This window comes from Rivularia sp. UHCC 0363 (assembly GCF_034931125.1).
Classification (GTDB): domain Bacteria; phylum Cyanobacteriota; class Cyanobacteriia; order Cyanobacteriales; family Nostocaceae; genus Rivularia.
Genome location: NZ_JAYGHM010000071.1, coordinates 14,674 through 38,544 on the forward strand (window position 1 = coordinate 14,674; position 23,871 = coordinate 38,544).

Sequence of the window (23,871 nt, forward strand, 5' to 3'; positions counted from 1 at the left end):
ATTTTTCTTAATTAAGTATGGGATAATTATTTAAAGTTGCTCCGTATAGTTCAACAAATCTTCTGTAAAGCGACATACTTTTACAGTTAGATTTACTTAATTTAAGTAAGCTATCTCGATTTTTTTCCGCAAGACTGCGTAGGTAAGGTAAATCTTCAAATAAAGTTAAACAAGAAGCAAAATGCAGTAATAACTGTAAAAATGGCTTAAACCATTCTAAATCGCTGTAAATATCAATAAAGAAATAATGCTCGTTTTCGTTTAAGGGAACCGCATGAAATATTACAGTTATTCGTCTTTGATTATAAACTGGAATACTTAATTCTACCGTGTAAGGATTGTGTAAAATTAAATCAACCTCTACAATCGGTTTTCTCCAAATTCTCAGAGGATTAAAAGGTGAATCTAAGATAGTTTGAAATGTAATAAGTCCGCCATTCTCTGTAAGCTGAAAATCACTAATCCCAACAACCTTAAGGTTATTTAAACTAAAGTGATGAATGCTTTCTAGATGCTTTAAATTTAATAAATGATAAATTTGACAGATGTAAGGAAAAGGTAAGATATATTCCTGACTAATCATGTATCTTTGCTTTAAACCAGGCTTAAAACCATCTCTATTACAACATTCCTGCAATGCGATCGCATCACGATGATTCGGTGCATCTGGTCTCAAAAATAACCAGCTTGCAAAGAATAAAGCTGCTGTAAATAACTGTACAACTTCAATCGCGGATAAGTAACCATCGGCAAATGCAGCAAAACTTCTGTCGCTAATACCAAACAGCCAAGATGGAATACCAAACAGCCAAATACCGCTTCTGACTCTACCGAAAATAAGCGCAATTTCGGCCGCTTTACCGATTTTATTTTCAACCGATTCTATTGTATCTGTTGTTGCAATATTATCTAGCATAGTTTCTATCATGTTGGCATAGCAAAAATTACCTCCTCAACTACATAGAGAAAGAGGCTTTTATGTGAGAAATGCAGTTTTACAAATGAGAATTTTATGCTGCTAGAAAAGTGAACTATAATCCACCAAGCAGATTAACTGAAACTATTTTTATTTACGCTGCGCTTCTAGATATAAATATCTTTAAAACAGCTAAATAGACTTTAATGACTAAGTTAATTTTCCTTAATATGCTAATAAAAATACAGGTTATCAGGATACATATATATATATTAGTAAATAAATATTGACTTTTACAGCAATATAATCATTTATGTCCATAGTGTGACATATGCCTAAAAGTAGTAAAGTTGCATCAGTCTAAAGACAGTAATTCAGCAAACGGCGAACAGAAGTTGTAGGGTGTATTGTCGCGTAGCGCAACGCACCGCGATAATTGTTTTATGGCTTACCACTGGAGAATGCAATTCCCCGACTCATAGCGAAAGTCTCAAGAGAAGCTAAATGTAGCGGTTTTCAGTCGAATTAATATATTTGAGGCAGAGCCTCACATACAGGGGTTCCCAGTCGGAGACTGGGAACTAGTTAACTAGTTATTACTCATAGAGTCAACAGCTTTTCCGAAGCTTAAGCTAATATCGCGTTTACTGTTTCGATGTCTGCATCGCGAACTGCATCAAACCGGGGAAGAATTTATAAGCAGCTGACATAAATGACCCCGAACCAACTATTACTTCATCTTTTTGATGTTTCACTGCATCCCAGACTGCATCAGCGACATCTTGGGGTTTGCTTGCTGCGGGTGATTTTAGAAAACTACTCATGGAATTGCGACGTTTTTCGGCTTCTTGTTCGCTACTTCCGCGAAACTGCGCTCTTTCCATGAAGTTACTATCAGTTGCGCTGGGATGCACTGCACTTACATGGATACCTTTGGGTTTTAATTCTAGTCGCAAGGTTTCTGTTAAACCTGTAATCGCGTATTTGCTGGTGCAGTAAACGGTCATTTCGGGTAAGGGTAATTTACCACCGATAGAGCCGACATTCACAATTGTTCCGCTACCACGCTGTAAAAAATGGGGCAAAAGCGCGTGAATTGTGTGAATATATCCCCAGAGATTTACATCTATAATTCGATGCCAATCATCTAATCTTGTGTGTTCAATTGGCCCGGTCATACAGACCCCAGCATTATTAATTAAAACATCAATGCTGCCAAAAGAATCTATTGCCTTTGATACTAGGGTATTTACTTGTGCTTCCTGACTGACATCGCACGGAATAGCTAATACTTTTGTGCCGATCGCACGAACTTCCGCTGCTGTTGCTTCTAAGGTGTCAGCTTGTCGTGCAGTTAACACTAAATCATATCCTTTGCGAGCCAATAAAAGAGCTGTTGATTTACCAATTCCTTGAGAACCACCTGTAATAATTGCGGTAGGCATAACAAATAATGTCAATATCTCTGTATCATTTCTTAATATTGTCGTTTATAAATTGCAAATGATTATCCGTCATGCGACTGAAAATGATTTAGGACATTGATTCCAAACGGTGACGTAGCTGGCTACTAATTGCATCAATAATTGTCACAACTACCAACAACACCAACATCATTGTTGTGGCTTTTGTATACTCAAATCCGTCGATGTAACTTTTAAGTTGAAAACCTATTCCACCCGCTCCTACTACACCCAAGACCGAAGCTGCGCGAATATTATACTCAAACATCCACAAGGTATACCCTAAACTCAAAGGTAATATCTGTGGTAAGATCCCGTACTGAGCGATTTGGCTGGGAGATGCGCCTATAACTCGTAATGATTCGAGCGATCGCGGATTTACGGCTTCGATAGCTTCTTGGTAAAATTTAGCTAAGTAACCTACAGTATATATACTTAAGGCGAGCATTCCCGCAGGCGCACCTAATCCTGTCGCGGCAACAAATAATAAACCTAGAACAATGGAAGGAACCGAGCGCACTGCATTTTGAAGTAAATTTGCTAACCAGCGTAACCATTGAGGAGCGATATTTCGGGAACTCGCGATCGCAATCGGTAGTGAGATAATTGCCCCGATGGTCGTTCCCCATAATGACATTTGAATAGTTTCGATTAAGGCTTTAATTGCAATATCAAGAACGGATAAGTTAGGAGGAAATAAGCGTGAAATAAAATCAACAATATATGGATAACTATCTTTGAGCAAACCAAAATCAACTTGTAATCCGCTTAAAGCCCATCGATATATAACTATAATAATTGCTAAAATAATTAACCGAACAATCCAAGTATAGCGATTCCAAAAATTAGACCACAGCAAAGTCAGATTTTTCATTTTAAATTTTTGTTTCTCACCCGTTTAGCAAACTATTTAGACACACATTTGAGTAAACTTTTCTTGGACTTGTTCGCAGGTACCATCATAGGAAATCTTTCCAGCATTCAAAATTATGGCTCGATGGGCATATTTCTTAGCCATTTCTAAGTCGTGTAGCACTACAATTACTGTGATTCCAGACTGAGAATTAAGTTTTGACAGAGTTTTCATCACCTGTTGTGATGCAATAACATCTAATCCAGTTGTCGGTTCGTCAGCAAGTAATATTTGTGGTGATTGAATTAAAGCTCGTGCGATCGCAACTCGTTGCTGTTGTCCACCACTAAGTTGGCAAACTTTTTGATATGCTTGTTCGCGTAACCCTAATTGTTCTAATAATTCTAATGCTTGATGACGGTAGTGTTTGGGAAAACCAAATAAAGTTTGACTAGTTTTTAAAGTTCCTAATTTACCGCATAAAACGTTATCAATCGCCGAAACTTGCCGAATTAAACCACCTCCTTGAAATAACATCCCCACTTGACGACAAATTCCTGGTAGGGTGCGAGGGTTCAGTTTAATTCCATCGATCTCTACAGTACCTTGTGCAATTGGCATTAGTCCCACGAGCGATCGCAACAAGCTAGATTTTCCCGCTCCATTCAATCCGAGCAATGCGACAAATTCACCACGATGGATACGACAATCAATGCCGTTGAGAATGGGACGCTGTAAATTTTCAGAATAAACGCTTTTTAAACCCAAACACTCAATTACGGTTTCGTTCATGGGATTTTGCCGGTGAAATTAATTTTAATTGAGATCGAATTAGATGCACCCGGATACACTATCCCAGATTAATACTAATAATTCTTAAAAAGCTTATCAACTTATATTTTTTATCAGTCCTAGCTTTTTGTCAATTATTAGCAATAAAATCATGCTGATAGTGCGATTTTTTTAGGGTTCAATGCCTATGCGTTGCAGTGCAGTGCGAACGGGAGCAAGATGAGTACTATGATTAACCCGTACTAACTTAGTCGAATTATACAGGTTACGCAGCAAACCATTATTTCCTGGCAGGTTCAACTTCAACATTGCATTAATTAACTTATCGCGGTCTTGCACAGATACATCATCATCAATTGCTACACCGTGGGCAGGAACTCCATTAATTTTATAGAGTACTCGTAACTGTGATCGCTCTTGGTTAGTGATGTAAGGTGGCAACATCGCATATTCCGATACTGCTGCTGCATCTGCTTGTCCGCGCAAAACTGTTTGCAGAGCTTTGCTGTAATTGCCACCATAACTAACCTGTCCAAAAAATCCATTCAGACGATCTTTATTAGGGACAAACCCCAATTTTACTAACTGACTAACTGGAAAAATAAAGCCACTACCAGATGTCGGGGAAGTAAAAGACATCTTTTTACCTTTGAGTTGCCCTAAAGTCGCTTTCGATTGTCCAGAGCGTAACGAGCTATTTTTGGGAACGACGAAAACTGAATCATAAGTATAGCCACCAGAGTAATTTTGGCGCACTTCTGCTAAATACAGCTTGGCTTTTGCAAGTTGTTCTGCTTTTAAGGCTGGACGACTGCTCAAAAACGCCACATCTGCTCGATTCGCTCGTAACGCTTCCACAGCAGCTGTATCATCACCAACCTGAGCGCGAACGTTCATTCCTGTTTCTTTGGATATAAATGCTGCTACCGCATCGGCTTTTATTTGTAAATCGGTTGAGTCTGAACGACTAGGGAAAACCATGTTAATCGTGCGTCTACTTTGAGCGAACAATTGCTGCGTACTTATTCCTATCACAGACAAGCCAGTAAGTGCAGCCAATGCTACACCCACAACAGTTTTCTTGCTACGAGTCATTAGCAACACTCCTAATTGGTAATTATTCTTTTTGATAACAGTTGCAAATTACTTGCAATTAGTCTGTATAGATATTGAAATAAATTTGAAATAAAGTCAATAGTTTTTTGTAGCCTTTAACTCAAGTATGAGTAACTGCCAATTCTACTGCCGTAATAATTTCCCTATGTATTACAAATACGATCGATATTTCTGTATTATTTCTTCATATTGTCGTAGATAAACTGCAAATGATTATCCGTCATGGGACTGAAGATGATTTACCGGCGATTGTGGCGATATATAATGCTTCAATCCCCGATCGCATGGCAACAGCCGATTTAGAACCCGTATCTGTAGCAAGTCGTGTAAACTGGTTTAAAGCGCGATCGCCTTTAAGACATCCTCTTTGGGTAATAGAAATTGAGGGTATAGTTGCGGGATGGTTGAGTTTTCAACCTTTTTATGGTAGACCTGCTTATCATGCAACTGCCGAAATAAGTATTTATATTGCTTCAAACTATCATCGTCATGGCTTGGGGAAGCGGTTGTTAGCGGAAGCGATTCATCAAAGTCCCGATTTGGGATTAAATAGGTTAATTGGATTTATTTTTGCTCACAATGAAGCAAGTTTAAAACTGTTTGAAAAGTTTGGTTTTGAAAGTTGGGGATATTTACCGGAAATTGCGGATATTGATGGTGTAGAGCGCGACTTGGTAATTTTGGGGTTGCGGGTGGGATAGAATGATTAAGTAAATGATGAACATAGTTTATACTGAATTTAAAGCTTAAAGTAAGTAGATACTGAAGTAATTAAAGATTGTGAATTTCTCAAAGGAGTTGCATTTATACGTTTAGTAGATTATGGAAATCAAGTAGCTATTATTCCCGCTTCTTCAATACACCCGTCAATTTACTTAATTGAAACTACAAATTATCAATCCGCAGTTCTTTTTAAACATTCAACAAAACCGAAATCATCTTGGTCTTTTACTTTAAGCATTCAAGAAGAAGAAGCTTTAGATAAATTACTCTACCACTATCCTGATTATTACCTGTATATCGCTTTTATATGTCATCGAGACGGTATATGCTGTGTATCTAAAGAGCGACTGATGAATATTCTAGACACAGAAAATGGTATTACCGATCAGCATATTTCCATATCCAGACAACCTCATGGTAGTTATTATGTGAGCGGTCCAGGTAGACAATGAAGAATATTATGAGGTAGAAATTGATTTTTTGATCGATATACTCTCGTACATGATTAGTAAGAAAATTGACGGTTACAAGTGGGAAGATAAGCGAGTTCGAGAGTCATTAGAAGCAATGAAAGCTAAAGGTTTAACAACAGGTCGTATTAACGTTCGTCGTGGAAAGGACGTTAAGGGACTAGATATGAAACGTCAAGAACCTGGAAACTGGTTCGGTTATGGTTTTGGTACAAGTAAATGGGTCACAGATGCAAAACGGAAATATCCGGATGTTTCTACACTCGTTGTAGCATATCAAAAATGTAAAAAAGAAGACGGTTGGGACAATCAACCACTTTATTTACCAACATTGATTTTACCTAAAAGTAGATTTGTTTTTATGTTTAACTACTCAGATGAAACCGAAGAAGCCGACGATTAATAAAATTATTGCACAATCACCAAATCATCTGTAAGTCCAACATAAAACCAGGTAAAACATCCTCACCTGACAAACTATTTGGATTATTTAAAACTTCTACTTCTTTTCCAATTCTGTAAATCTCTACTTGAGAATTTTTACGATTAATTAACCAACCCAAACGTACACCGTTACTGATATATTCTTTCATCTTTGTTTGAGTCGTTTTCAAGCTATCGCTTGGTGAAAGTAACTCAATAACGAAATCAGGAGCAAGCGGTAAAAATTTCGTTTGCTGTTCTGGTGTTAACTCATTCCACCTTGACAATTTTACCCAAGCAGCATCTGGAGAGCGGTCTGCACCATTAGCAAGTTTAAAACCACCAGAAGAATCAAAGGTAATTCCAAGCTTATATTTTTGATTCCAAATCCATAATTGAGCAGTTAATCCTGCATTGCGGTTACTGCTTTCTCCTCCTACTGGTGGCATAATTATAATCTCTCCAGTTGAATTACGTTCAAATCTTAAGTTTTGATTTGTTTGACATAGCTGATAAAATTGCTCGTCTGTTAAATCAATAATGGGTTTAAAATCTACTGTTAAGGCTTGCATAAAAATAAAACAAATGCGGGGTATCTCATAGCTTTAGTTTAACGCAGCGTTGATATTAGGCAATAGGGAATAGTGAGAAGTAACCTTAAGAAAAAATGTTATCCATAACACATAATTTATCTTACAATTAATCGTGCAGAAGCAAATATATATTTACTATTTACAGTTCTATGACTACTAATAAGCTACCGAAACAGGCTGTAATAGTCATAAGTGCGGGATATGGATTTTAAACTAACTTAATATCAATTCATTAGAAATCAAATAATCAATTAACAGCGCGTGTAAGGACAATAATTATTGTGTATCATTAATCGGAATGCGTTAAGCTATTTTAACCAACCCGGCTGATTATTAAACTACATGCAGCGTTACATTTAATTCTGAATATGAATGCTGCTTTATCAGCTACATTCAAGCATGACGTAAATTTTATTCAATTAAGATTATGGATAATCTAGAAAATCTCATTCCAAATCTAGAAAACACTAACCTTTTAGCACTTGACAACTCATTTAATACAGATACTTCAACCTTTGAGAATAATCTTACGGGAAGCTTTCAAAAACCGATATTAACTGCATCTTCTGAAGTTACTCCTCTTACTTTAGAATCAGATTTTACGGGAGAATTATCTGATTCCCAAATTGCTCCTCAACCGCAAGCTGCTTTAAATACAAATCTTATCGATAATGGGATTTTTACAGTCGATGCAACTGGTAAATTTACGATTGATTTCTTATTTGATGCGGGTAGTTATCAAAGCGAATTGGCTATTTTTAATCTTGCGGGAATGGAATCAAATCCCGGTGATGATCAGTATATAAAAGAAGCTGCTCGTCGTGCTTTGACTAATTCGGAGCAAGGTTACGTTGTGATTAATGATGGTTCTGAAGGTGCGAAGTTTACGGGAGAATTAGCAGAAAGCAATAAAAATGCAGGGAATTATGCAGGTGTAAAAACCTTTATGATGAATCCTGGAGATAATTTTGCTTTGATGTTAGTTCCTCAAGGTAACATTCGGGAACTATTGAATAATCAAGTCGTTGACGATGACAAGCGTCCTTTATTTTCCATAGCATCAGCGAACCCCGATAACGCAATTCAAATGACACAGTTGGTAGAAGGAACTATTGATGGTGGTGTGTTCGGGATGGAGGATTTACGTTTAGATAAAAATTCCGATACCGATTACAACGATATTATTTTTCACGTTAAAGGTGCAGCGAGTCAAGCAACATTTTTTAATGAGTTAGATAATGTTAATAGTTGGGATGAAACCGAGTTAGGAAAACAGTTAATCGAATTTGCTCGAAATAATAATAAGTTTAATCTAAGCAATAATCCCGGTAAATTAGAGTTTGAAAAATCTGAATTTAATACTTTTGAATCGGGAATCTCTACTTTATCAGCCAAGATAATTCGGACTGACGGTGATTTTGGCAGTGTTAGCGCTACAGTCAATTTAATCAACGGTACTGCTACCGCTGGTGAAGATTTTGATGGTGCTGCTATCATCGTTAACTTTGCTGATGGAGAAATCGAAAAAAATATCGCTATTCCTATCTTTAGCGATGAGCTAAAAGAAGGTAGCGAAACTGTTAATTTATCTTTAGTAAACTTGAGTGGTGCTATTCTTGGGAATCAAAATACTGCCGTTCTAAATATTGGTGATGAGGATTCGAGTAACATTATCTCTACTACCAGTAGTGATGATTCACCATTATCTTTAGATACAGTTAATGTTTTTTTGAAACCACAAGAAGAAATAAGCTTTGACCTTACTGTTACCATACCCGAAGCATTTCAATCGAATACACCAACACCTCAAAGTGTAAATAGTGCTGGAATAAATATTGTTCCGATAAATGATAATTCTGGTTATATCAAAGAAATTTCACCAACCAAAGTTGAAGGAAACAACCATACCTATAACATCAAACTTGCATCCGACGGTACTGGTAGTAATCAAACCATGACTTTGCAAGCTGAAGGTTACGGTGATACCACAATTAATGCAATTACAGGAATAGCTGGTCCCTACACCCTTCCTCCCAATCCGCTCTCAGGTACTCTACCAGTCCAAGGAGTGGTTACGGGAGGAAGTGAGGAAGGAGTTTTACTCAACGAAAAAGTAAAAAATAACCCTAGCGTCCGTAACGTTGGTTTTTTAGAAGTCAACAACCCCGCTCAAGCAGAGCAAACCTGGTTGATAATCCACGGTTGGAATGACGCTCCTGAAGGAAAAATTGCCGATGTAGCGCAGGAAATTAGTAAAACCAAACCTGGCGATCGCGTTCTATTATTAGATTGGAGAGAAGCAGCTTACAATAATTCGGAAACGTTAGGTGTTGAGTTTGGTGTTCCGGGTAAAGGGAATTTCCGTGCTGCTACTTGGATTAGTCCAGTTGCTGAATTTGCGGTTAAAGCTTTAAAGGATTTTTATGGAATTGATATTCAGAAAGCTTCCCAAAGTTTGAATTTAATTGGTCACAGTTTGGGTTCTTTGGTGAATGCGGAAATGGGACGAATTTACAGAGACGGACTTACCTTGGAAAACAATACATTTTTATCAGGTAATACCCAAGGTACCAGAACAATTACTGCTTTAGACCCCCCGTCAGCAAGAAATCGCGATGAAAATCCATTGTTTAACGACCCAAATGAAGATATATACGATGTAGATGGTAGGATACAAGATACTCAAGCTCCCGCAAAATTCGCCGATGTATCGGTATTTTCTAGAGCATTTGTCGGGGAAAAAAGTATTGCGGGAAATCCAAAATTAGCTGTTACTGCTGATGAAGCTTTTCAAATGGATTTCGGAACAATATCTGAGTTTGCTACTGATTTTGGTAGCGAACACGCTAGAGTAGTTAAAACTTTTACTAATACAATTAATCAACAAGGTTTAATCGGCGATTTACTCGGTGTCAGAGCTTATGAATCTATAGATAAATTACCCATCGAAGATTTTGACGAATTAAGAATCCGTCGAGAAGACAACGGAGGTTATAAAGGAATCATTGACGTTAACAAAGATGATCGAGCAACTTTATTAATTGGAAAAGCAAAAACAGGTAACAAAGATGATATCGTTATCGGTAGTTTTATTAATCAAGAAATCAACGGTGCTGACTTTTTAAATATTGGTGGAGATAATCGCTATACCGGAGACGGAAACGATATTTTCTTCGGTGAAGCTGGAAACGATACTATTATCGGTAATAAGAATGATGATATTCTTTTCGGCGGTATTGGTAAAGATAAATTAAATGGTGGTTCCGGGATAGATACATTTATTTTAAAACCCGGTGACGGTGGTGTTGTTTCAGATCAAACTGATGTCATTGAAGATTTTAAAGTTGGTACCGATAAAATTGGTTTGATTAATCTTAACTTTGGAGAATTAACCTTCCAAGAATTACGTAGTGGATTATTCGGACGTTCCAGAGATACCGCGATTATTGCTAATTCTGAATTTCTCGCATTGCTTAAAGATACAAAAGTAGCAGAAATTCAAAAACCGGAATATTTTGTATCTATTGATGAAGAGAAAATTCGAGTTAGTTAAACTTTTAAATTAAATAGTGCGTTAGCTTGATTTTTAACGCACTATCATGAATTTACAACGTGTTAACGAGAAATATTATGTTTACCTAATTACTAATCTTTAATATGTTTAAATCTATCAATTATCATATCACTAACCACACACATGATATAAATAATAGTAGTTATAGTACTACTCATAAAGCCCCAAACAGTAATTAGTTTATATAACCATTCTATAGAATTATTGATTTCAAACTGAGAATTGACACTCGGCAATACTGAAAGAAATTTTCCAACTACTGTAATAATCAGACAACTATTAAAGATACTACTACCAGAATAGATGAACCCAAGATAAAACTTAATTTTTTTAGAAGGAGTTTTTTTCGCTACTACAAACCAGATTAAACCAGCAAGCGAGCCAACTAAAATACTTATTAATGTATAAAGAATATATTCCATGTTTTTCTATTTGTATTAGGATTTGACAACAGTTTGCTGAATAAATGCCATAAAAAAGCTCTTGCTATTTGTTAGCAAAGATGCAAATTTTAAACGATGATTTTTACTTATAATCTAAAACTTGAGATAGTTGAAGATTCTCCATTTACGATAGCAATGTGCTTAATTTGATTCTGCTAGACACGAGACAAACTTTAATTTTTGTTTGACAAAGATATATACTTCTTTTAACAGCATAAAATTATTTTATCTGTAGAATAAATTTTTTCTATAGTACCGATAAACACAGGATTAAACTTCTGTTCAAATTGATAACTATATTACCCCAGACCCAAAAAATGATATGTTGATATTAACTGTTATTAACTAAAAAAAGTGAATTTCTTTATTGGGTGCGCTGTTTGGTCTTATAAAGGTTGGGTAGGTAAATTTTATCCTCAAGGTACTCGCTCTACAGATTTTCTTCACCTCTATAGTCGTCGCTTCACCGCTGTGGAAGGTAACACTACTTTTTATGCGGTACCAAATCAAAAAACTGTCGAACGCTGGGTGGAGCAAACACCACCTGAGTTTAAATTTTGCCTGAAATTACTTCGTTTTATTACTCATAACGGCTTACTCAAACCCTACATTGATGATGCTTTAAAATTCGCCGAAATCATGCGTCCTTTGGGTACCCGTCTTGCACCGATGTTTGCACAATTACCACCAAGTTACGCACCAACATCCATCGAGGACTTAACCACTTTTATCGCAGCTTGGCAGCAAACGCAAATACCTTTAGCTATAGAAGTTAGACATCGTGACTGGTTTAAACAACCCCACGCTAACAACTTGACAAATCTTTTACAAAATTTTGGGGTAGGAAAAGTAATTCTAGATTCCCGTCCCATCTATATCGGAGAAGACGACCCACAACTGGGTTCCGAACGACGTAAACCTCAATTACCCGTTGAATTTAACGTCACAGCACCTTTTACTTTAATTCGCTTTATTTCCCATCCGAATTTACCCATGAATCAACCGTTTTTAGAAGAATGGGTAACTCATATTCAGCAATGGTTGCAAGCTGGAAAGCAAATTTACTTCTTTGTCCACTGTCCCCAAGAAGAAAATTCACCCATGACAGTTCGTCATTTCTACAACTTATTAGAACAGAGCGGTATAGGGGTTTCACCCCTCCCTTGGAACCTGCTTAATAATTCTCCTAAACAACTAATCTGGTAAGTTGCACTCTACGCTAGTTGTGGTAACTTGAAAGAAGTAGATAAAAATAAATCGCAAGAACATAGTAATTTATTGAAAGTTGGGATTAAAAATTATCCGCTTTCATAATTTCTATAAGCTTTTACATACTAGTGATGTATAAGCAAATTTTGGCACGAAATAATACAACTTTAGATTACTAATTAAAAGACTATTTTGCGTGCTAAAAAGTTCAATTCTTTTGGGTAGCATTTACTTATAGGGAGGTATCTATGAACCGCCTACTTTATCAAAAATCCTTATCCTACAAAGGATATCTCATCATACCATTTGTTTTTGGGAAAGCGGATAATCACGAAATTTATTCGTACAAATTGATATCAGATATTGGAGCTAAAAGCCAGTATCATAAAGCAGAAAACCCAGCAAAAATCTATGGCAGTAGTGTTGATAATATCGTAAATATTGCCAAAGAACATATAGACCAGCATTGCGATCGCGTTAGCGATCGCGATATGTTCAAACATCGCTATGTTTTCCGCAATAATTTAATTATCGTCTCCCAGGAAGCTGGTAAATATTATTACGACCATTATCTACCAGATTCTTTAAATAACATTGCCGCACCAAAGTTGTTTAATTCTGAATACGAATGTTGGTGCTGGGTAAAACAGGGAATTGATTCATTAAATGTAGAACAAAAAGTAAGGCAAAATTAGAAAGTAGGGAGTAGGGAGTAGGAAGTAGGGAGTAGGGAGTAGGGAATAGGAAATAACTAGTTCCCAGGTTATACCTGGGAATTATTCTGTTAAGGTTCCAGCCTCAAATAATATAATAAGAGGCAGAGCTTACCGGAGTTAAGGAACGAGGTTAAATTCACTGATTACTGTTCACTGATTTACGGTAGCCAAAAATTCGGAATAACTGATTGACTAATTCCCCGCAGAGTATTATTAATAGTTCTAGCAGCTTGGATGTGGGCTTCGTCTGCTTCTATTGGTAAAATATTCGCATTTACACCTTGTCCTAAATAGGAAACTACTAAATTTGCGGCTTCCAAACCTGTAACATAAGCTTTTTCTTGCGACCACGAACCGTGACGACTGGTAATCCAATCACCGCTCATAAATACATTATTAAAACTTGTTTGCGCTGGTAACATATATTGATAGCTACCCGGTGAAAAATGAGTCACAGCTTGGGGTAAACGAATCACGCTGCTATCAACTACCTTTGCGATCGCAAATTCCGGGACGCAGCTTGTTAAATACTTCTGCACTATAGGAATAATTTCTGCATCGCTCAAAGCAATAAATTGATTAGCATGATAAAAATCAACTTCTACAACCGTTCCCGGCTCATTTTTGTATTCATCGTGAAGCGCATTTAAATCAAAAAATGTCCATCCGGTGGTTTTATCAAAGCCAAAACAAGCGTTAGAAGGAAGAGGAACATTAATTTTGCGATCGAACCATAAGCGGGTTGCTAACACATCAATTGCGCCTAAATTACTCAAATTGCGAAATTCTTTACGGCTTTGTAAGCTTTCGCTATGAGAAACAATCTTTTTAATTCCGCCGATCCCAACGCTGAAAACTACCGCATCCGCTGCAAAAGTTTCGTTACCGCAAACCACACCTTTCACTTGATTCCCATCAGTAACTAAATCCGTAACTCGCTTATTTGCAAGTACCTTTGCTCCTGCTTGTTCAATTTTTTCTACCCAAGGACGGAAGATTTTTTCACCCACAGTCCCCCGACACCAAACTACATCAAAATCTGGTTGATGTGCCAAAATAAAATAATAGAGCATTCCTAAAGTTGCAGCAGCCGAACATTGTTCTCCTGGTGCAAATAAACCTACCAATAACATTGGTTCAAAGGATTCGTGGTAAAGTCGAGCCGAAACCCCAAATTGTTTAAACAATTCCCGCGCTGTAACAGAATCGTAACGTCTCCAAGCAGCATCGGAATTATCAAAATCAATTAGAGCGTAAAGTAAAGGTAAAGCGCTGATGCGATCGACTAACGGCAACCTTTTAAACTGGGTGTAAATAAACGTTCCTAAAGGTGTAGGAAGTCTGGGTAAATCTTGAAAAATCGGTGATTCAACCTCCAAACCTGCGGGAGAATATTGAGAAGAACGAGTCCAAGTTGTAAAAGGATTGATATTTAATTCGTCGATCAACGCAAAAATATTTTTGTAAGGATACCAGAAGCCGTGAATACCAGCTTCAACAGATTTACCTTTTCCAGTTTTCCAACCCGCAACCAATCCCCCCGGATAGGAACCAGCTTCGAGGAGCGTCACATCATAACCTTGTTTCGCTAAATGGTGAGTTGCGCTCAAACCAGCCCAACCCGCACCGATTACTACTACTTTTTTATTTATATCTGCTTGCATCACTTCAGTTCGAGATTAACAATTACAACTATCATATATTTTGGGTTACTTGTCGCAAAGAATTAACCGATTAAGTCTCCCCAAATTAATTAATTTTAGGATAATGTGGAGTAGATTAAGAGCAAATTTTATGCGGTATTTGTTAGCTAAGCTTTACCAAGATTGGAATTTTAGCTTTATATGAAAAATGATAGTTAGATATATATAGATAATGGGAAATATTTCAAAAGTAATCCAAATTTATGAGAAGAGACAGCAATTACTAATCAGCATCGCTGTTTTAGTTTCGATAATTATTTTTCTGCTATTATTGCCAAAACTATATCAAATTGACTGGATTGGTTTTGGTCCTGTTTCTGATATTCTGATTAGCGAAGAACAAGCAATCAATTTTAAAACTGGAGAGATTGTTACGCTTCATAAGAGAACCGAACAGATCAAAGCGGCTAAAAAACTTTGGGATTGGTTAGCGTTGCTTGGTATTCCAGTATTGTTAGTTATTTTAGGAACTCAATTTCAAAGTAATGAAAAGAAATTAGCAGAAGAAAAAGTTAAGGCTGAGAAAGAAAGAATCGACGAACAGGTTCAAGCTGAAAAAGAAAGAATTGACGAGCAAGTTCAAGCTGAAAGAGAAAGAGCCGACGAACAAGCTAAAGCTGAAAAAGAAAAAACAACTAATATTTTAAATGAAGAAGCTCTGCAAGCTTATATTGACCGAATGTCAGAATTATTGCTTGATAAAAACCTAAAATCCTTATCTGCTAATGATTCATTGCGGGAAGCAGCATTAGATGTTGCACGAGCGAGAACTTTATCAGTATTACGCAGATTGGATATAGATGGAGAACGAAAAGGAAGCATTATTCGATTTTTAATTGATGCAGAATTTATTAATGAATTGCAGCTTGATTTGAGTTATGCCAAACTCAGCGGTACCGATCTCAATGGAGCTAACTTGAGCAGGGCTAATTTTTATGGTGCTAACTTCTATGGAGCTAATCTTAACGGTGCAAAGCTCAGTGGTGCTAACTTAAGCGGGGCTAATTTTTATGGTGCAAAGCTCAGTGGTGCTAACTTTTACGGTGCTGATTTGAGTGGAGCTAAACTTAGTGGTGCAAAACTTAGTGGTGCTAATTTTTACGGTGCTGACCTCAGCCGTGCTTATCTGAGTGGTGCTAATTTGAATGGAGCTAATTTTTATGGTGCAAACCTCAGCAGCGCGAATCTTAGTAGTGCTAATCTGTGTTTTGCCAATCTGAGCGGTGCCAATCTTTGTTTTGCTAACCTTTTGGGTGCATATCTTAGTAGTGCCAAACTCAATGGAGCAAACCTAAGTGGAGCAAATTTCTTTAGTGCCAATCTTAGCGATGCTAAGCTCAGTGGTGCTGATTTTAGCGGAACTAAAATTAATAATACTGACCTCAATGGTGCCAACTTAGTAGAAGCCAAAAACTTGACTCCCGAACAAGTTAGTCAGGCTAAAAACTGGGAAAAAGCAGTGTATACTCCTGAGTTTTCCAAACAGCTATATTTAGAAGAAGATATTATTAATGATTGATTTGAGTATTTTACCCAGTCAATAATTACGCTTAACTAACGCGATCGCAATATCAACAACTGTATTTGCATTGATGGGTTTGGATATATGCTGTTGGAAACCGGCGGAAATTGCCTGAATACGATCTGCTTCACTTGCATAAGCTGTTAAGGCAATGGCTGGAATTGTTTTACCTACTTCGGATGCTCGAATTGTTGTTATCAGTTCATAACCGTCCATTTCGGGCATTCCAATATCACTAATTAACAGGTCTGGAACTGACTTGGCAATGTTTTCCAGCGCTTCTGATGCTGATGAGACTGCTTTAACTGCGGCTCCTGCTTGCTCCAAAACGAAGCTAATTAAGTCACGGGAATCTGGTTCGTCATCTACAACTAAGATATTTATCCCCTTTAAATTTGAACGCGATTCATTAACTTGCGGCAACATACTAGTATCTTTTGTCCCTGATGTACTTGGTATTTTTACTAAAAAAACTGCGCCTTGTCCTTCTCCGGGACTGTCTGCGGTTACGGTTCCTCCGTGAAGTTCGACAATTTGACGCACGATCGCCAATCCTAAACCTAAGCCGCCAAATTTACGGGTTGTAGCGCTGTCTTCTTGGCGAAAATGCTCGAACATATAAGGCACAAATTCTTTTTTAATGCCTTTTCCGGTGTCTTTTATCTGGATTTGGGCGTGGTTTTCAACTTGGGACAATGTTATCCAGATGTGTCCGCCTTCAGGAGTAAATTTAACTGCATTAGATAAAATATTCCACACTACTTGCTGCAAACGTCCTTCATCTCCATTGACTATTCCCACCGATGATGCTTTTTTAGTATGTATTGTAATTGACTTGGCTTCTGCTGCTAACCGAACTGTTTCCAAGGCAGCTTGAGTAACTGTAACTAAATCGACGGGGGCTTCATTTAACCTGAGTTTACCCCGGAGAATTCGGGAAATATCGAGCAAATCGTCAATTAGCTGGGCTTGTAGTTTAGCGTTGCGTTCGATGGTTTCGAGAGCTATTGTCATTTTGGTGGGGTTTAGATTACCTCTTTGTAATATTTTTGCCCAGCCCAAAATCGGATTTAAGGGGGTGCGTAATTCGTGGGACAAAACCGCGAGAAATTCATCTTTGATGCGGTTGGCTTGTTCTGCGGCTTCGTGGGCGGTTTTTTGGTCGTGAATATCTGTACAGGAACCAAACCATTTGACAATTTGCCCGTTATCATTGCGTAGGGGAACGGCTCGACCTAAGAACCAGCGGTATTCTCCATCGCTAGCGCGTCGAAAACGGTATTCAATATTGTATTTATTACCAGTACGAAGCGACTGGCTCCAAACATCTATACATTTTTGTACGTCGTCGGGATGCAGTACGGGTTCCCAGCCCCATCCTTGGGTTTGCTCTAAGGTCATGCCGGTATAGTCAAACCAGCGTTGATTGTAGTAGTCTGTAAAACCATCAGGAAAAGCAGTCCAGACGATTTGCGGCATGGAATTCGCCAAGGTGCGGAAGTTTAACTCGCTTTCACGTAATGCTAATTCTATTTGTTTTTGTGCGGTAATATCGCGAGCTACACAATAAAGAACCTGCTGTTCGGGAAAGGAAGAAACGTTCCAGGCAAGCCAGCGGTAGGAACCATCTTTGCAACGGTAGCGGTTTTCAAATCCGATGGTGTTAAGTCCTTGTGCCAGTTTTTGCGCTTCCGCTACCGTTACGGCTATATCGTCGGGATGTATAAACTCAATATAGAGACTTGTTGTTATTTCTGTTGCAGTCCAACCTAATATTCTTTCCCAAGCCGGATTTACCTGAGTGAAGTAGCCTTCAAGGTTAGCAATTCCCAACATATCTCCTGACAAGTCAAAAAATCTGTCTCGTTCTTCGGTAACTTGTTTGAGTTGGGTTAGATTGATAACGAAGGCAATAACTTCTTGATTTAGGTTGAAGGGTTCGTCAAGTAAAGCCGCTCCAACTAAAATTGGAATTCGCTGCCCATTTTTATGACGATACTCTTTCTCATAAGGCGTACAAACCCCTTTTGTAGATAATTCTTCTACTGCTTTAGCATCCAACAATGCAAAGTCTGGTGGAGTCAATTCGTCCCAACGTACTCCACCTGACTCTATTTCTGCTAATGTGTACCCGGTCATATTTAATAAGTAGTCGTTAGCATAACGCAACCCACCAAAGCTATCGCCAAGAATGACTCCAAACATATTTGATTCTACCAATCGTCGCAACCGTCGCTCGCTTTCTCGCAGTTGTTCACTGGCTTGTTTGCGCTGTGTAATATCGGTAACGCTACCAATTAATCGCATCGGATCGCCGTTACTATCTCGGTAAACGCTACTTCTTACCCAAATCCAAGCAATTTCCCCATCTGCGCGAATAATTCTACATTCAAAGTCCCAATCTACATAAGTTGACAGCGTTTCTTGAAATTTTTTATCTACAGATTCGCGGTCATCGGGGTGGACATGATTGAGAAAAATGTCATAACTCCACTCCGGTAACAGCGATTTGTATCCGAAAATTTGATCGTGTTTGAGCGAACGATTAGCAGTATAGGGTTCGATTGTCAAATCTAAATCCCATTCGCCAATTTGGGAACATTCCAGCATAAACTGCAATCGAGCTTCTTTTTCTTGCAGTTGTTCGGTTGCTCGTTTGCGATCGGTAATGTCCATTGACATCCCGACCATTTTTAAGGGATTTCCTGCTGCATCGTAAATGCATTGTCCTCGATTCAAAACCCAGTGAATGCTGTTATCATCCCAAACATTGCGGTATTCGACATCATAATCGGTGCGGTTGGCGATCGCCGTTTCCACCGCCATTTTTACCCAAGCCCGGTCGTAGGGGTGTATTCTTTCTAAAAGTAGCTGATAAGTAAAATCTGTGTCAGATGATAGACCAAAGTTAGCTTTGTACTGCTCCGAAGCAGTTAAATAATTGGTCTTTAAATCAAGTTGCCAAGAACCCAACTTAGCCGTTTTTAACGCTAATTGCAGCTGCTCTTTACTTTCTTGTAATGCTGCGGCTGCAAGTTTATCGTCGGTAATATCTTCTGCAACACCCGCCAATCGGGAAGGTTGACCGTCGGTATCGTATACCACAAAACCGCGATCGCGTATCGTGCGAATCGAACCATCGGGACGTACAATGCGATACTCTTCAATATTGCCATTATTTGCTAAACACCGTGCGGGAGCCATCTGCATCTGCTCTCGGTGTTCCGGGTGAATCGTTTCAATTAACCTACCCAAATCAGCATATATATGTTCACGGGAGCATCCCCACACCTCCTCGAAAGCAGGACTAAGGTAAAGCAATTTATTTGTTTGTAAATCGTGTAACCAAAAAACACTAGGAATTGTCTCAGCCATTTGCCTAAATCGGGCTTCACTTTCCTCAAGAGCTTGCGAGGCTTGCCTAGGTTCGTTAATATCAGTAGTTACAACTGCAATTCCTTCGGGAGTAGGATAAACTCGAATCTCAAACCAGTGACTCCAAGTAGGGTAATAATACTCGAACCGTCTTGATGTTCGTTCCACCATCACTTGTTGGACGCAATTGTAAAATTCACCATCCACTAAATCGGGGAATATATCCCAAATGCTTTTACCCAGCAAATCTTCGCGTCTGATGCCGATAATTTCAACTTCGCGATCATTAAGGTAGGTAAACCGCCAGTTATAATTTAAAATTGCGAAACCATCGCGAATGCTTGATAAAGCATCTTGCATTCTAGTTTCTACGGCTGCTGTTTCTATCCGTGCTGTTTCACGAACTTGCTCTATCCTGCGCTCGGTTTCCCAAGTCAGAGAATTACTAATTGCAGTCGCGATTTGTGCGGCAACTAAATCAAAAAATCCTTGATAATTTTCGTCATACGGTCGTCTCGGACTAATACCCGCAATCAAAAATCCCTTGACGTAAACTTGTCCCGAAGCGATTAACGGTACGACAACGGCTGTATGGGGCCGCGCTTCAAGCAATCCAAATTTTTGTTGTAATCCTTCGACAATCTGACTTTCTTTCGTGGCTATAGCAGTCGATAAAGCCCACGATTGACAAATTTCGTCTTCCGCGTCGATTTCAATTTCCTGCGGACTGGCGGGCGTTAGAGCATCTAATCCGGCAATCCCTGCAAGTCGCGCCTTGGAACAGTTATCATCAAGTAGATACAGCAGCGCAAAGGGTACATCAGAGGGATTATTCGCTAAAGTCCGGGCTGAAATTTGACAAACTTGCTCAACCGTCTTGACCCCAAGATTTTCCGCTGCTAATTCTCGTAGCGATCGCAGTTGTCTTTCATCGATAACTCGTTTGGTTGTCTCGGTACAAATAACCAGCACACCGTTAATATTACCTTTGTCATCTCGAACCGGACTATAACCGTAAGTCCAGTAAACTTCTTCTAAATAACCATTGCGAATCATCGGCACTAATTGGTCTTCGTTCCAAGTCGATTCACCCCGCTTCATTACCGCATCGATCTGGGGTTCGACAACATCATGCCAAATCTCGGTCCAAAATTCTTTTCCCCGATTTCCCAAGGCTTGGGGATGCTTGTCCGCTCCCAAACTCGGACGGTAGGCATCATTGTAAAACTGAACTAAATCCTCTCCCCAAAACAAAAACATCGGATGTTGGGAAGTAAGCAGTATATTTAAAGTTGTTTTTAGGCTTTGCGACCAAGTTTCCACAGCACCAAGGCTTGTCTGCGACCAGTCAAAGGAGCGCATCAAAACCGCCATTTCGCTATTCCCGATAAAAATATCTTCTCCCGTCATAGGATTTTGGATTTTGGATTTTAAATTTTGGATTACTCTACGAGAAGACGCTTGCGCGTCAATGGATTTTGGATTTGAGATTAACCTGCTTGGGGGAAATACATCAAAGTTGCTATACTTGCTTTTGGTTTGCCATCATATAAGAGTAATTTTGCTTTAAATTCAAGCAAGTTGGCACGAAAAAACCAACTATGTAAAAGAATCTAAATTGGCTGTCTCCGCCTTACCCATACTGCCTAATCCCCGCGAGTCCCTATTCCCTCGTCCTAATCATTTACCTAAAAGTATAAGTAAAAAGGAATAGTTCGTTTTCAAATTAAAATCTTAAGTAAGATTCTTAAAAAATATTGCTACAAATATTCTATTGGTCGCATTCAAGCCAATATATCTAATTTATTTTAACTTTATCGCAATTTCTATATAGTAATGTCATTATTATTAACAAATTTACAGCTATCTAAAATAATCTCTAAAAATATCATTAAATATCATCTGTTTTCCTTTCTTAAGATAGATTATTCAGTTCTAAATAATAGTTCTTATGATAATCCTGCTTTCTGTCTTAAGGATGATCTGCTAATCTACCCATTGACTTTATGTGTAGCACGTATGTAGTATATAAAAATTGAAAAGGAAACTGCACAGAAAACGAGCGCGTGCATCATGGCAAACTTACGAGATATCGTTAACTATTATCGTCCTTATTGGGGACTGAGCCTATTTAGCATTGCAGCATCCAGCGTTTATGAGATTTTAGATTTACTAGTACCTTATGCGATTGGGCAGATCTTGAACGTGCTTTCCGGGCAACAACTGGATGGGTTTTTGAGAAGTGCGATCGCCACTATTTCGACAATTACAAATTATCCGGTAAATAAAACCTTATCGTTAAGTGTTTTACTGGGTTTAATATTTGTTGTTACGGTGTTGAGAGCGCCTACACAGCCTTGGTTGAGCGGTTGGTTTCACTGGTATATTGCCTTAAAAGCCCGTCGCGACCAAAATGGAAAATCTGTAGCAAAGATTCTTACATTACCATTAGAATTTTATGATGAAAACAACCCTGGAAGGATAGCTTCGCGGGTTGCAAAAGGAATTTCTAATCATACCTGGACTTATCCAGAAATCACCGGACAATTGCTGCCCAAGTTGTTTAGAATTTTGGGAATTTTTGTATTTATTTGTTTCGTTGATTGGCGGATTGCGGTTTTATTTTTAGTTTCTTTTGTAGTAATTCTCAGCTTTACTTTAAAACATTTGCAGCAGCTGATTAAATACGAAAGTCGTTTAGATAAATATTCCGAAAATACAGAAAGTCGGACTTCTGAAATTGTTAGCAACATCAAAACAGTCAAAGCATTTGCCACAGAAGCCAAAGAATTACAGCGGCAACAGCAGCGTTTTGAACGCGAATTAGAAGTAGTTGTATATCGGATTCACAAAGGTTATGTGAAACTGAATACCTGGCAAAAAACTCTAATTCAATTTTGCGTATTCGCCATACTTGGTTTAAGTTTAGCTGCCACCATAGACGGTAGAATCACCTTGGGTCAGTTCATCATGACCTTGACTCTATCGAGCATGGCATATGCCGAATTAGAGCCAATCAGCATCCTTGCAGAGATATTTGCCCGTCGTTACAGCTCGATGTTGAGATTTCACGAATTTTTGCAAGAACCATCGGGGATCGATTCCCAGGGGCTTTTAGAACCGCGAAAACCGGAAAATTCTTACAACTTTACGGGGAAAGTTGAATTTTCGCATCTAAACTTTGGTTATGAATCCAGTCGTCAGATTTTGCACGATATCAATCTATTAATCGAACCATATCAAACGGTGGCATTAGTAGGTCGTAGCGGTTCGGGTAAATCGACATTAGTAAAACTGCTGTTTCGCTACTTTGAGCCGCAAGCAGGGAAAATACTGATTGACGGTGAAGATATTCGCGATTTGGATGTTGGGGAGTATCGAAGAAGATTGGCGATCGTTCACCAAGAAGTAGATATTTTCAACGGTACAGTTTTAGATAACCTGACCTACGGAAACGAAAACGCAAGTTTTGCGGAAGTAGAAGAAGCCTGTAGGATTGCCAAACTCGACGAAGTAATCAGTTTATTACCAGAAGGTTATTATACCGTAGTCGGCGAACGTGGAGTCAGGTTATCCGGAGGACAAAGACAGCGAGTCGGAATAGCTAGAGCATTGCTAGTTAATCCTGATGTACTCGTATTTGACGAAGCCACATCTAGCTTAGATTATGAATCCGAGCGATCGATCCAATTAGCAATGCGTTCAATTCAAGGAACCCGCACCACCATAGTCATCGCTCACCGACTGAGTACCGTTAGAGAAGCCGATAAAATCATCGTATTAGACCAAGGAAGAATCGTAGAAGTAGGAAGCCACAGCGAACTGCTACAGGAGCAAGGAATTTACCGCAGATTGCACTCATTGCAAGAAACGGGAGAGCTTTTGAGTTAGGAGTGAGGAGTTAGGAATTGGGGATTGGGTATGGGGATTGGGTATGGGAAACAATGAGAAGTATAGGAAGTAATCGGGAGCAAGATAAA

The 23,871-nt window shown here is 38.5% G+C and carries 15 protein-coding genes; 7 read left to right on the top strand and 8 right to left on the bottom strand.

The annotated features are described in order from the left end of the window. Positions 1–7: 7 nt before the first annotated feature. The 5 genes from VB797_RS28660 to VB797_RS28680 all read right to left on the bottom strand — a co-directional run bounded on the left by VB797_RS28660 (position 8) and on the right by VB797_RS28680 (position 5,119). A complete protein-coding gene (locus VB797_RS28660) occupies positions 8–916 on the bottom strand; it encodes a hypothetical protein (RefSeq protein WP_323241168.1) in 909 nt (302 codons plus the stop codon). Positions 917–1,560: 644 nt separating this feature from the next. After that, positions 1,561–2,361, bottom strand: coding sequence for an SDR family oxidoreductase (locus VB797_RS28665; RefSeq protein ID WP_323241169.1), 801 nt, complete (start codon positions 2,359–2,361; stop codon positions 1,561–1,563). A gap of 88 nt (positions 2,362–2,449) precedes the next feature. Further along, complete coding sequence (gene phnE, locus VB797_RS28670; protein WP_323241170.1) at positions 2,450–3,253, bottom strand: phosphonate ABC transporter, permease protein PhnE; 804 nt, start codon at positions 3,251–3,253, stop codon at positions 2,450–2,452. A 36-nt stretch (positions 3,254–3,289) separates the two neighbouring features. Next, positions 3,290–4,024: a phosphonate ABC transporter ATP-binding protein gene (locus VB797_RS28675; RefSeq protein ID WP_323241171.1), complete on the bottom strand. Its 735-nt coding sequence runs from the start codon at positions 4,022–4,024 to the stop codon at positions 3,290–3,292. 171 nt (positions 4,025–4,195) lie between these two features. Beyond that, entirely contained in the window at positions 4,196–5,119 is a 924-nt protein-coding gene (locus tag VB797_RS28680; RefSeq protein ID WP_323241172.1) for a phosphate/phosphite/phosphonate ABC transporter substrate-binding protein, read from the bottom strand. A gap of 230 nt (positions 5,120–5,349) precedes the next feature. Between VB797_RS28680 and VB797_RS28685 the strand changes: the two genes are divergently transcribed. Next, positions 5,350–5,841 (top strand): GNAT family N-acetyltransferase, encoded by a 492-nt coding sequence (locus tag VB797_RS28685; RefSeq protein WP_323241173.1) that lies wholly within the window; start codon positions 5,350–5,352, stop codon positions 5,839–5,841. A 523-nt stretch (positions 5,842–6,364) separates the two neighbouring features. After that, on the top strand, positions 6,365–6,736 hold the full coding sequence (locus VB797_RS28690; RefSeq protein ID WP_323241174.1) for a hypothetical protein: 372 nt from the start codon (positions 6,365–6,367) through the stop codon (positions 6,734–6,736). Positions 6,737–6,752: 16 nt separating this feature from the next. Here VB797_RS28690 and VB797_RS28695 read toward each other — a convergent pair whose 3' ends face one another. Next, positions 6,753–7,328 carry a Uma2 family endonuclease gene (locus tag VB797_RS28695; RefSeq protein WP_323241175.1) on the bottom strand — a complete coding sequence of 192 codons (576 nt, stop codon included), beginning with the start codon at positions 7,326–7,328 and terminating at the stop codon, positions 6,753–6,755. Between the two features lie 448 nt (positions 7,329–7,776). Here VB797_RS28695 and VB797_RS28700 point away from each other — a divergent pair, with 448 nt between their 5' ends. The 3 genes from VB797_RS28700 (at position 7,777) to VB797_RS28710 (ending at position 13,270) form a co-directional block, all read left to right on the top strand. Next, the gene (locus VB797_RS28700; RefSeq protein ID WP_323241176.1) at positions 7,777–10,902 is read left to right on the top strand and encodes a DUF4114 domain-containing protein; all 3,126 of its coding nucleotides are present in this window, start codon (positions 7,777–7,779) and stop codon (positions 10,900–10,902) included. An 818-nt stretch (positions 10,903–11,720) separates the two neighbouring features. After that, the gene (locus tag VB797_RS28705; RefSeq protein WP_323241177.1) at positions 11,721–12,572 is read left to right on the top strand and encodes a DUF72 domain-containing protein; all 852 of its coding nucleotides are present in this window, start codon (positions 11,721–11,723) and stop codon (positions 12,570–12,572) included. A gap of 251 nt (positions 12,573–12,823) precedes the next feature. Further along, positions 12,824–13,270, top strand: coding sequence for a hypothetical protein (locus VB797_RS28710; RefSeq protein WP_323241178.1), 447 nt, complete (start codon positions 12,824–12,826; stop codon positions 13,268–13,270). 179 nt (positions 13,271–13,449) lie between these two features. Here VB797_RS28710 and VB797_RS28715 read toward each other — a convergent pair whose 3' ends face one another. Continuing rightward, complete coding sequence (locus VB797_RS28715; RefSeq protein WP_323241179.1) at positions 13,450–14,955, bottom strand: hydroxysqualene dehydroxylase; 1,506 nt, start codon at positions 14,953–14,955, stop codon at positions 13,450–13,452. Positions 14,956–15,166: 211 nt separating this feature from the next. Between VB797_RS28715 and VB797_RS28720 the strand changes: the two genes are divergently transcribed. Further along, positions 15,167–16,513, top strand: coding sequence for a pentapeptide repeat-containing protein (locus tag VB797_RS28720; RefSeq protein WP_323241180.1), 1,347 nt, complete (start codon positions 15,167–15,169; stop codon positions 16,511–16,513). Positions 16,514–16,531: 18 nt separating this feature from the next. Here the strand turns inward: VB797_RS28720 and VB797_RS28725 are convergent, their stop codons facing one another. Further along, complete coding sequence (locus VB797_RS28725; protein WP_323241181.1) at positions 16,532–21,301, bottom strand: PAS domain-containing protein; 4,770 nt, start codon at positions 21,299–21,301, stop codon at positions 16,532–16,534. A gap of 663 nt (positions 21,302–21,964) precedes the next feature. On the opposite strand from VB797_RS28725, the gene VB797_RS28730 reads away from it, so the two are divergent. Then, on the top strand, positions 21,965–23,782 hold the full coding sequence (locus VB797_RS28730) for an ABC transporter ATP-binding protein (RefSeq protein WP_323241182.1): 1,818 nt from the start codon (positions 21,965–21,967) through the stop codon (positions 23,780–23,782). The last annotated feature ends 89 nt before the right edge of the window (positions 23,783–23,871 follow it).

Bases quoted from the DNA above. Each gene is read 5' to 3' on its own strand.
- VB797_RS28660 (WP_323241168.1), bottom strand. From the start codon at position 916: ATGCTAGATAATATTGCAACAACAGATACAATAGAATCGGTTGAAAAT.
- VB797_RS28665 (WP_323241169.1), bottom strand. From the start codon at position 2,361: ATGCCTACCGCAATTATTACAGGTGGTTCTCAAGGAATTGGTAAATCA.
- phnE (WP_323241170.1), bottom strand. From the start codon at position 3,253: ATGAAAAATCTGACTTTGCTGTGGTCTAATTTTTGGAATCGCTATACT.
- VB797_RS28675 (WP_323241171.1), bottom strand. From the start codon at position 4,024: ATGAACGAAACCGTAATTGAGTGTTTGGGTTTAAAAAGCGTTTATTCT.
- VB797_RS28680 (WP_323241172.1), bottom strand. From the start codon at position 5,119: ATGACTCGTAGCAAGAAAACTGTTGTGGGTGTAGCATTGGCTGCACTT.
- VB797_RS28685 (WP_323241173.1), top strand. From the start codon at position 5,350: ATGATTATCCGTCATGGGACTGAAGATGATTTACCGGCGATTGTGGCG.
- VB797_RS28690 (WP_323241174.1), top strand. From the start codon at position 6,365: ATGATTAGTAAGAAAATTGACGGTTACAAGTGGGAAGATAAGCGAGTT.
- VB797_RS28695 (WP_323241175.1), bottom strand. From the start codon at position 7,328: ATGCAAGCCTTAACAGTAGATTTTAAACCCATTATTGATTTAACAGAC.
- VB797_RS28700 (WP_323241176.1), top strand. From the start codon at position 7,777: ATGGATAATCTAGAAAATCTCATTCCAAATCTAGAAAACACTAACCTT.
- VB797_RS28710 (WP_323241178.1), top strand. From the start codon at position 12,824: ATGAACCGCCTACTTTATCAAAAATCCTTATCCTACAAAGGATATCTC.
- VB797_RS28715 (WP_323241179.1), bottom strand. From the start codon at position 14,955: ATGCAAGCAGATATAAATAAAAAAGTAGTAGTAATCGGTGCGGGTTGG.
- VB797_RS28720 (WP_323241180.1), top strand. From the start codon at position 15,167: ATGGGAAATATTTCAAAAGTAATCCAAATTTATGAGAAGAGACAGCAA.
- VB797_RS28725 (WP_323241181.1), bottom strand. From the start codon at position 21,301: ATGACGGGAGAAGATATTTTTATCGGGAATAGCGAAATGGCGGTTTTG.
- VB797_RS28730 (WP_323241182.1), top strand. From the start codon at position 21,965: ATGGCAAACTTACGAGATATCGTTAACTATTATCGTCCTTATTGGGGA.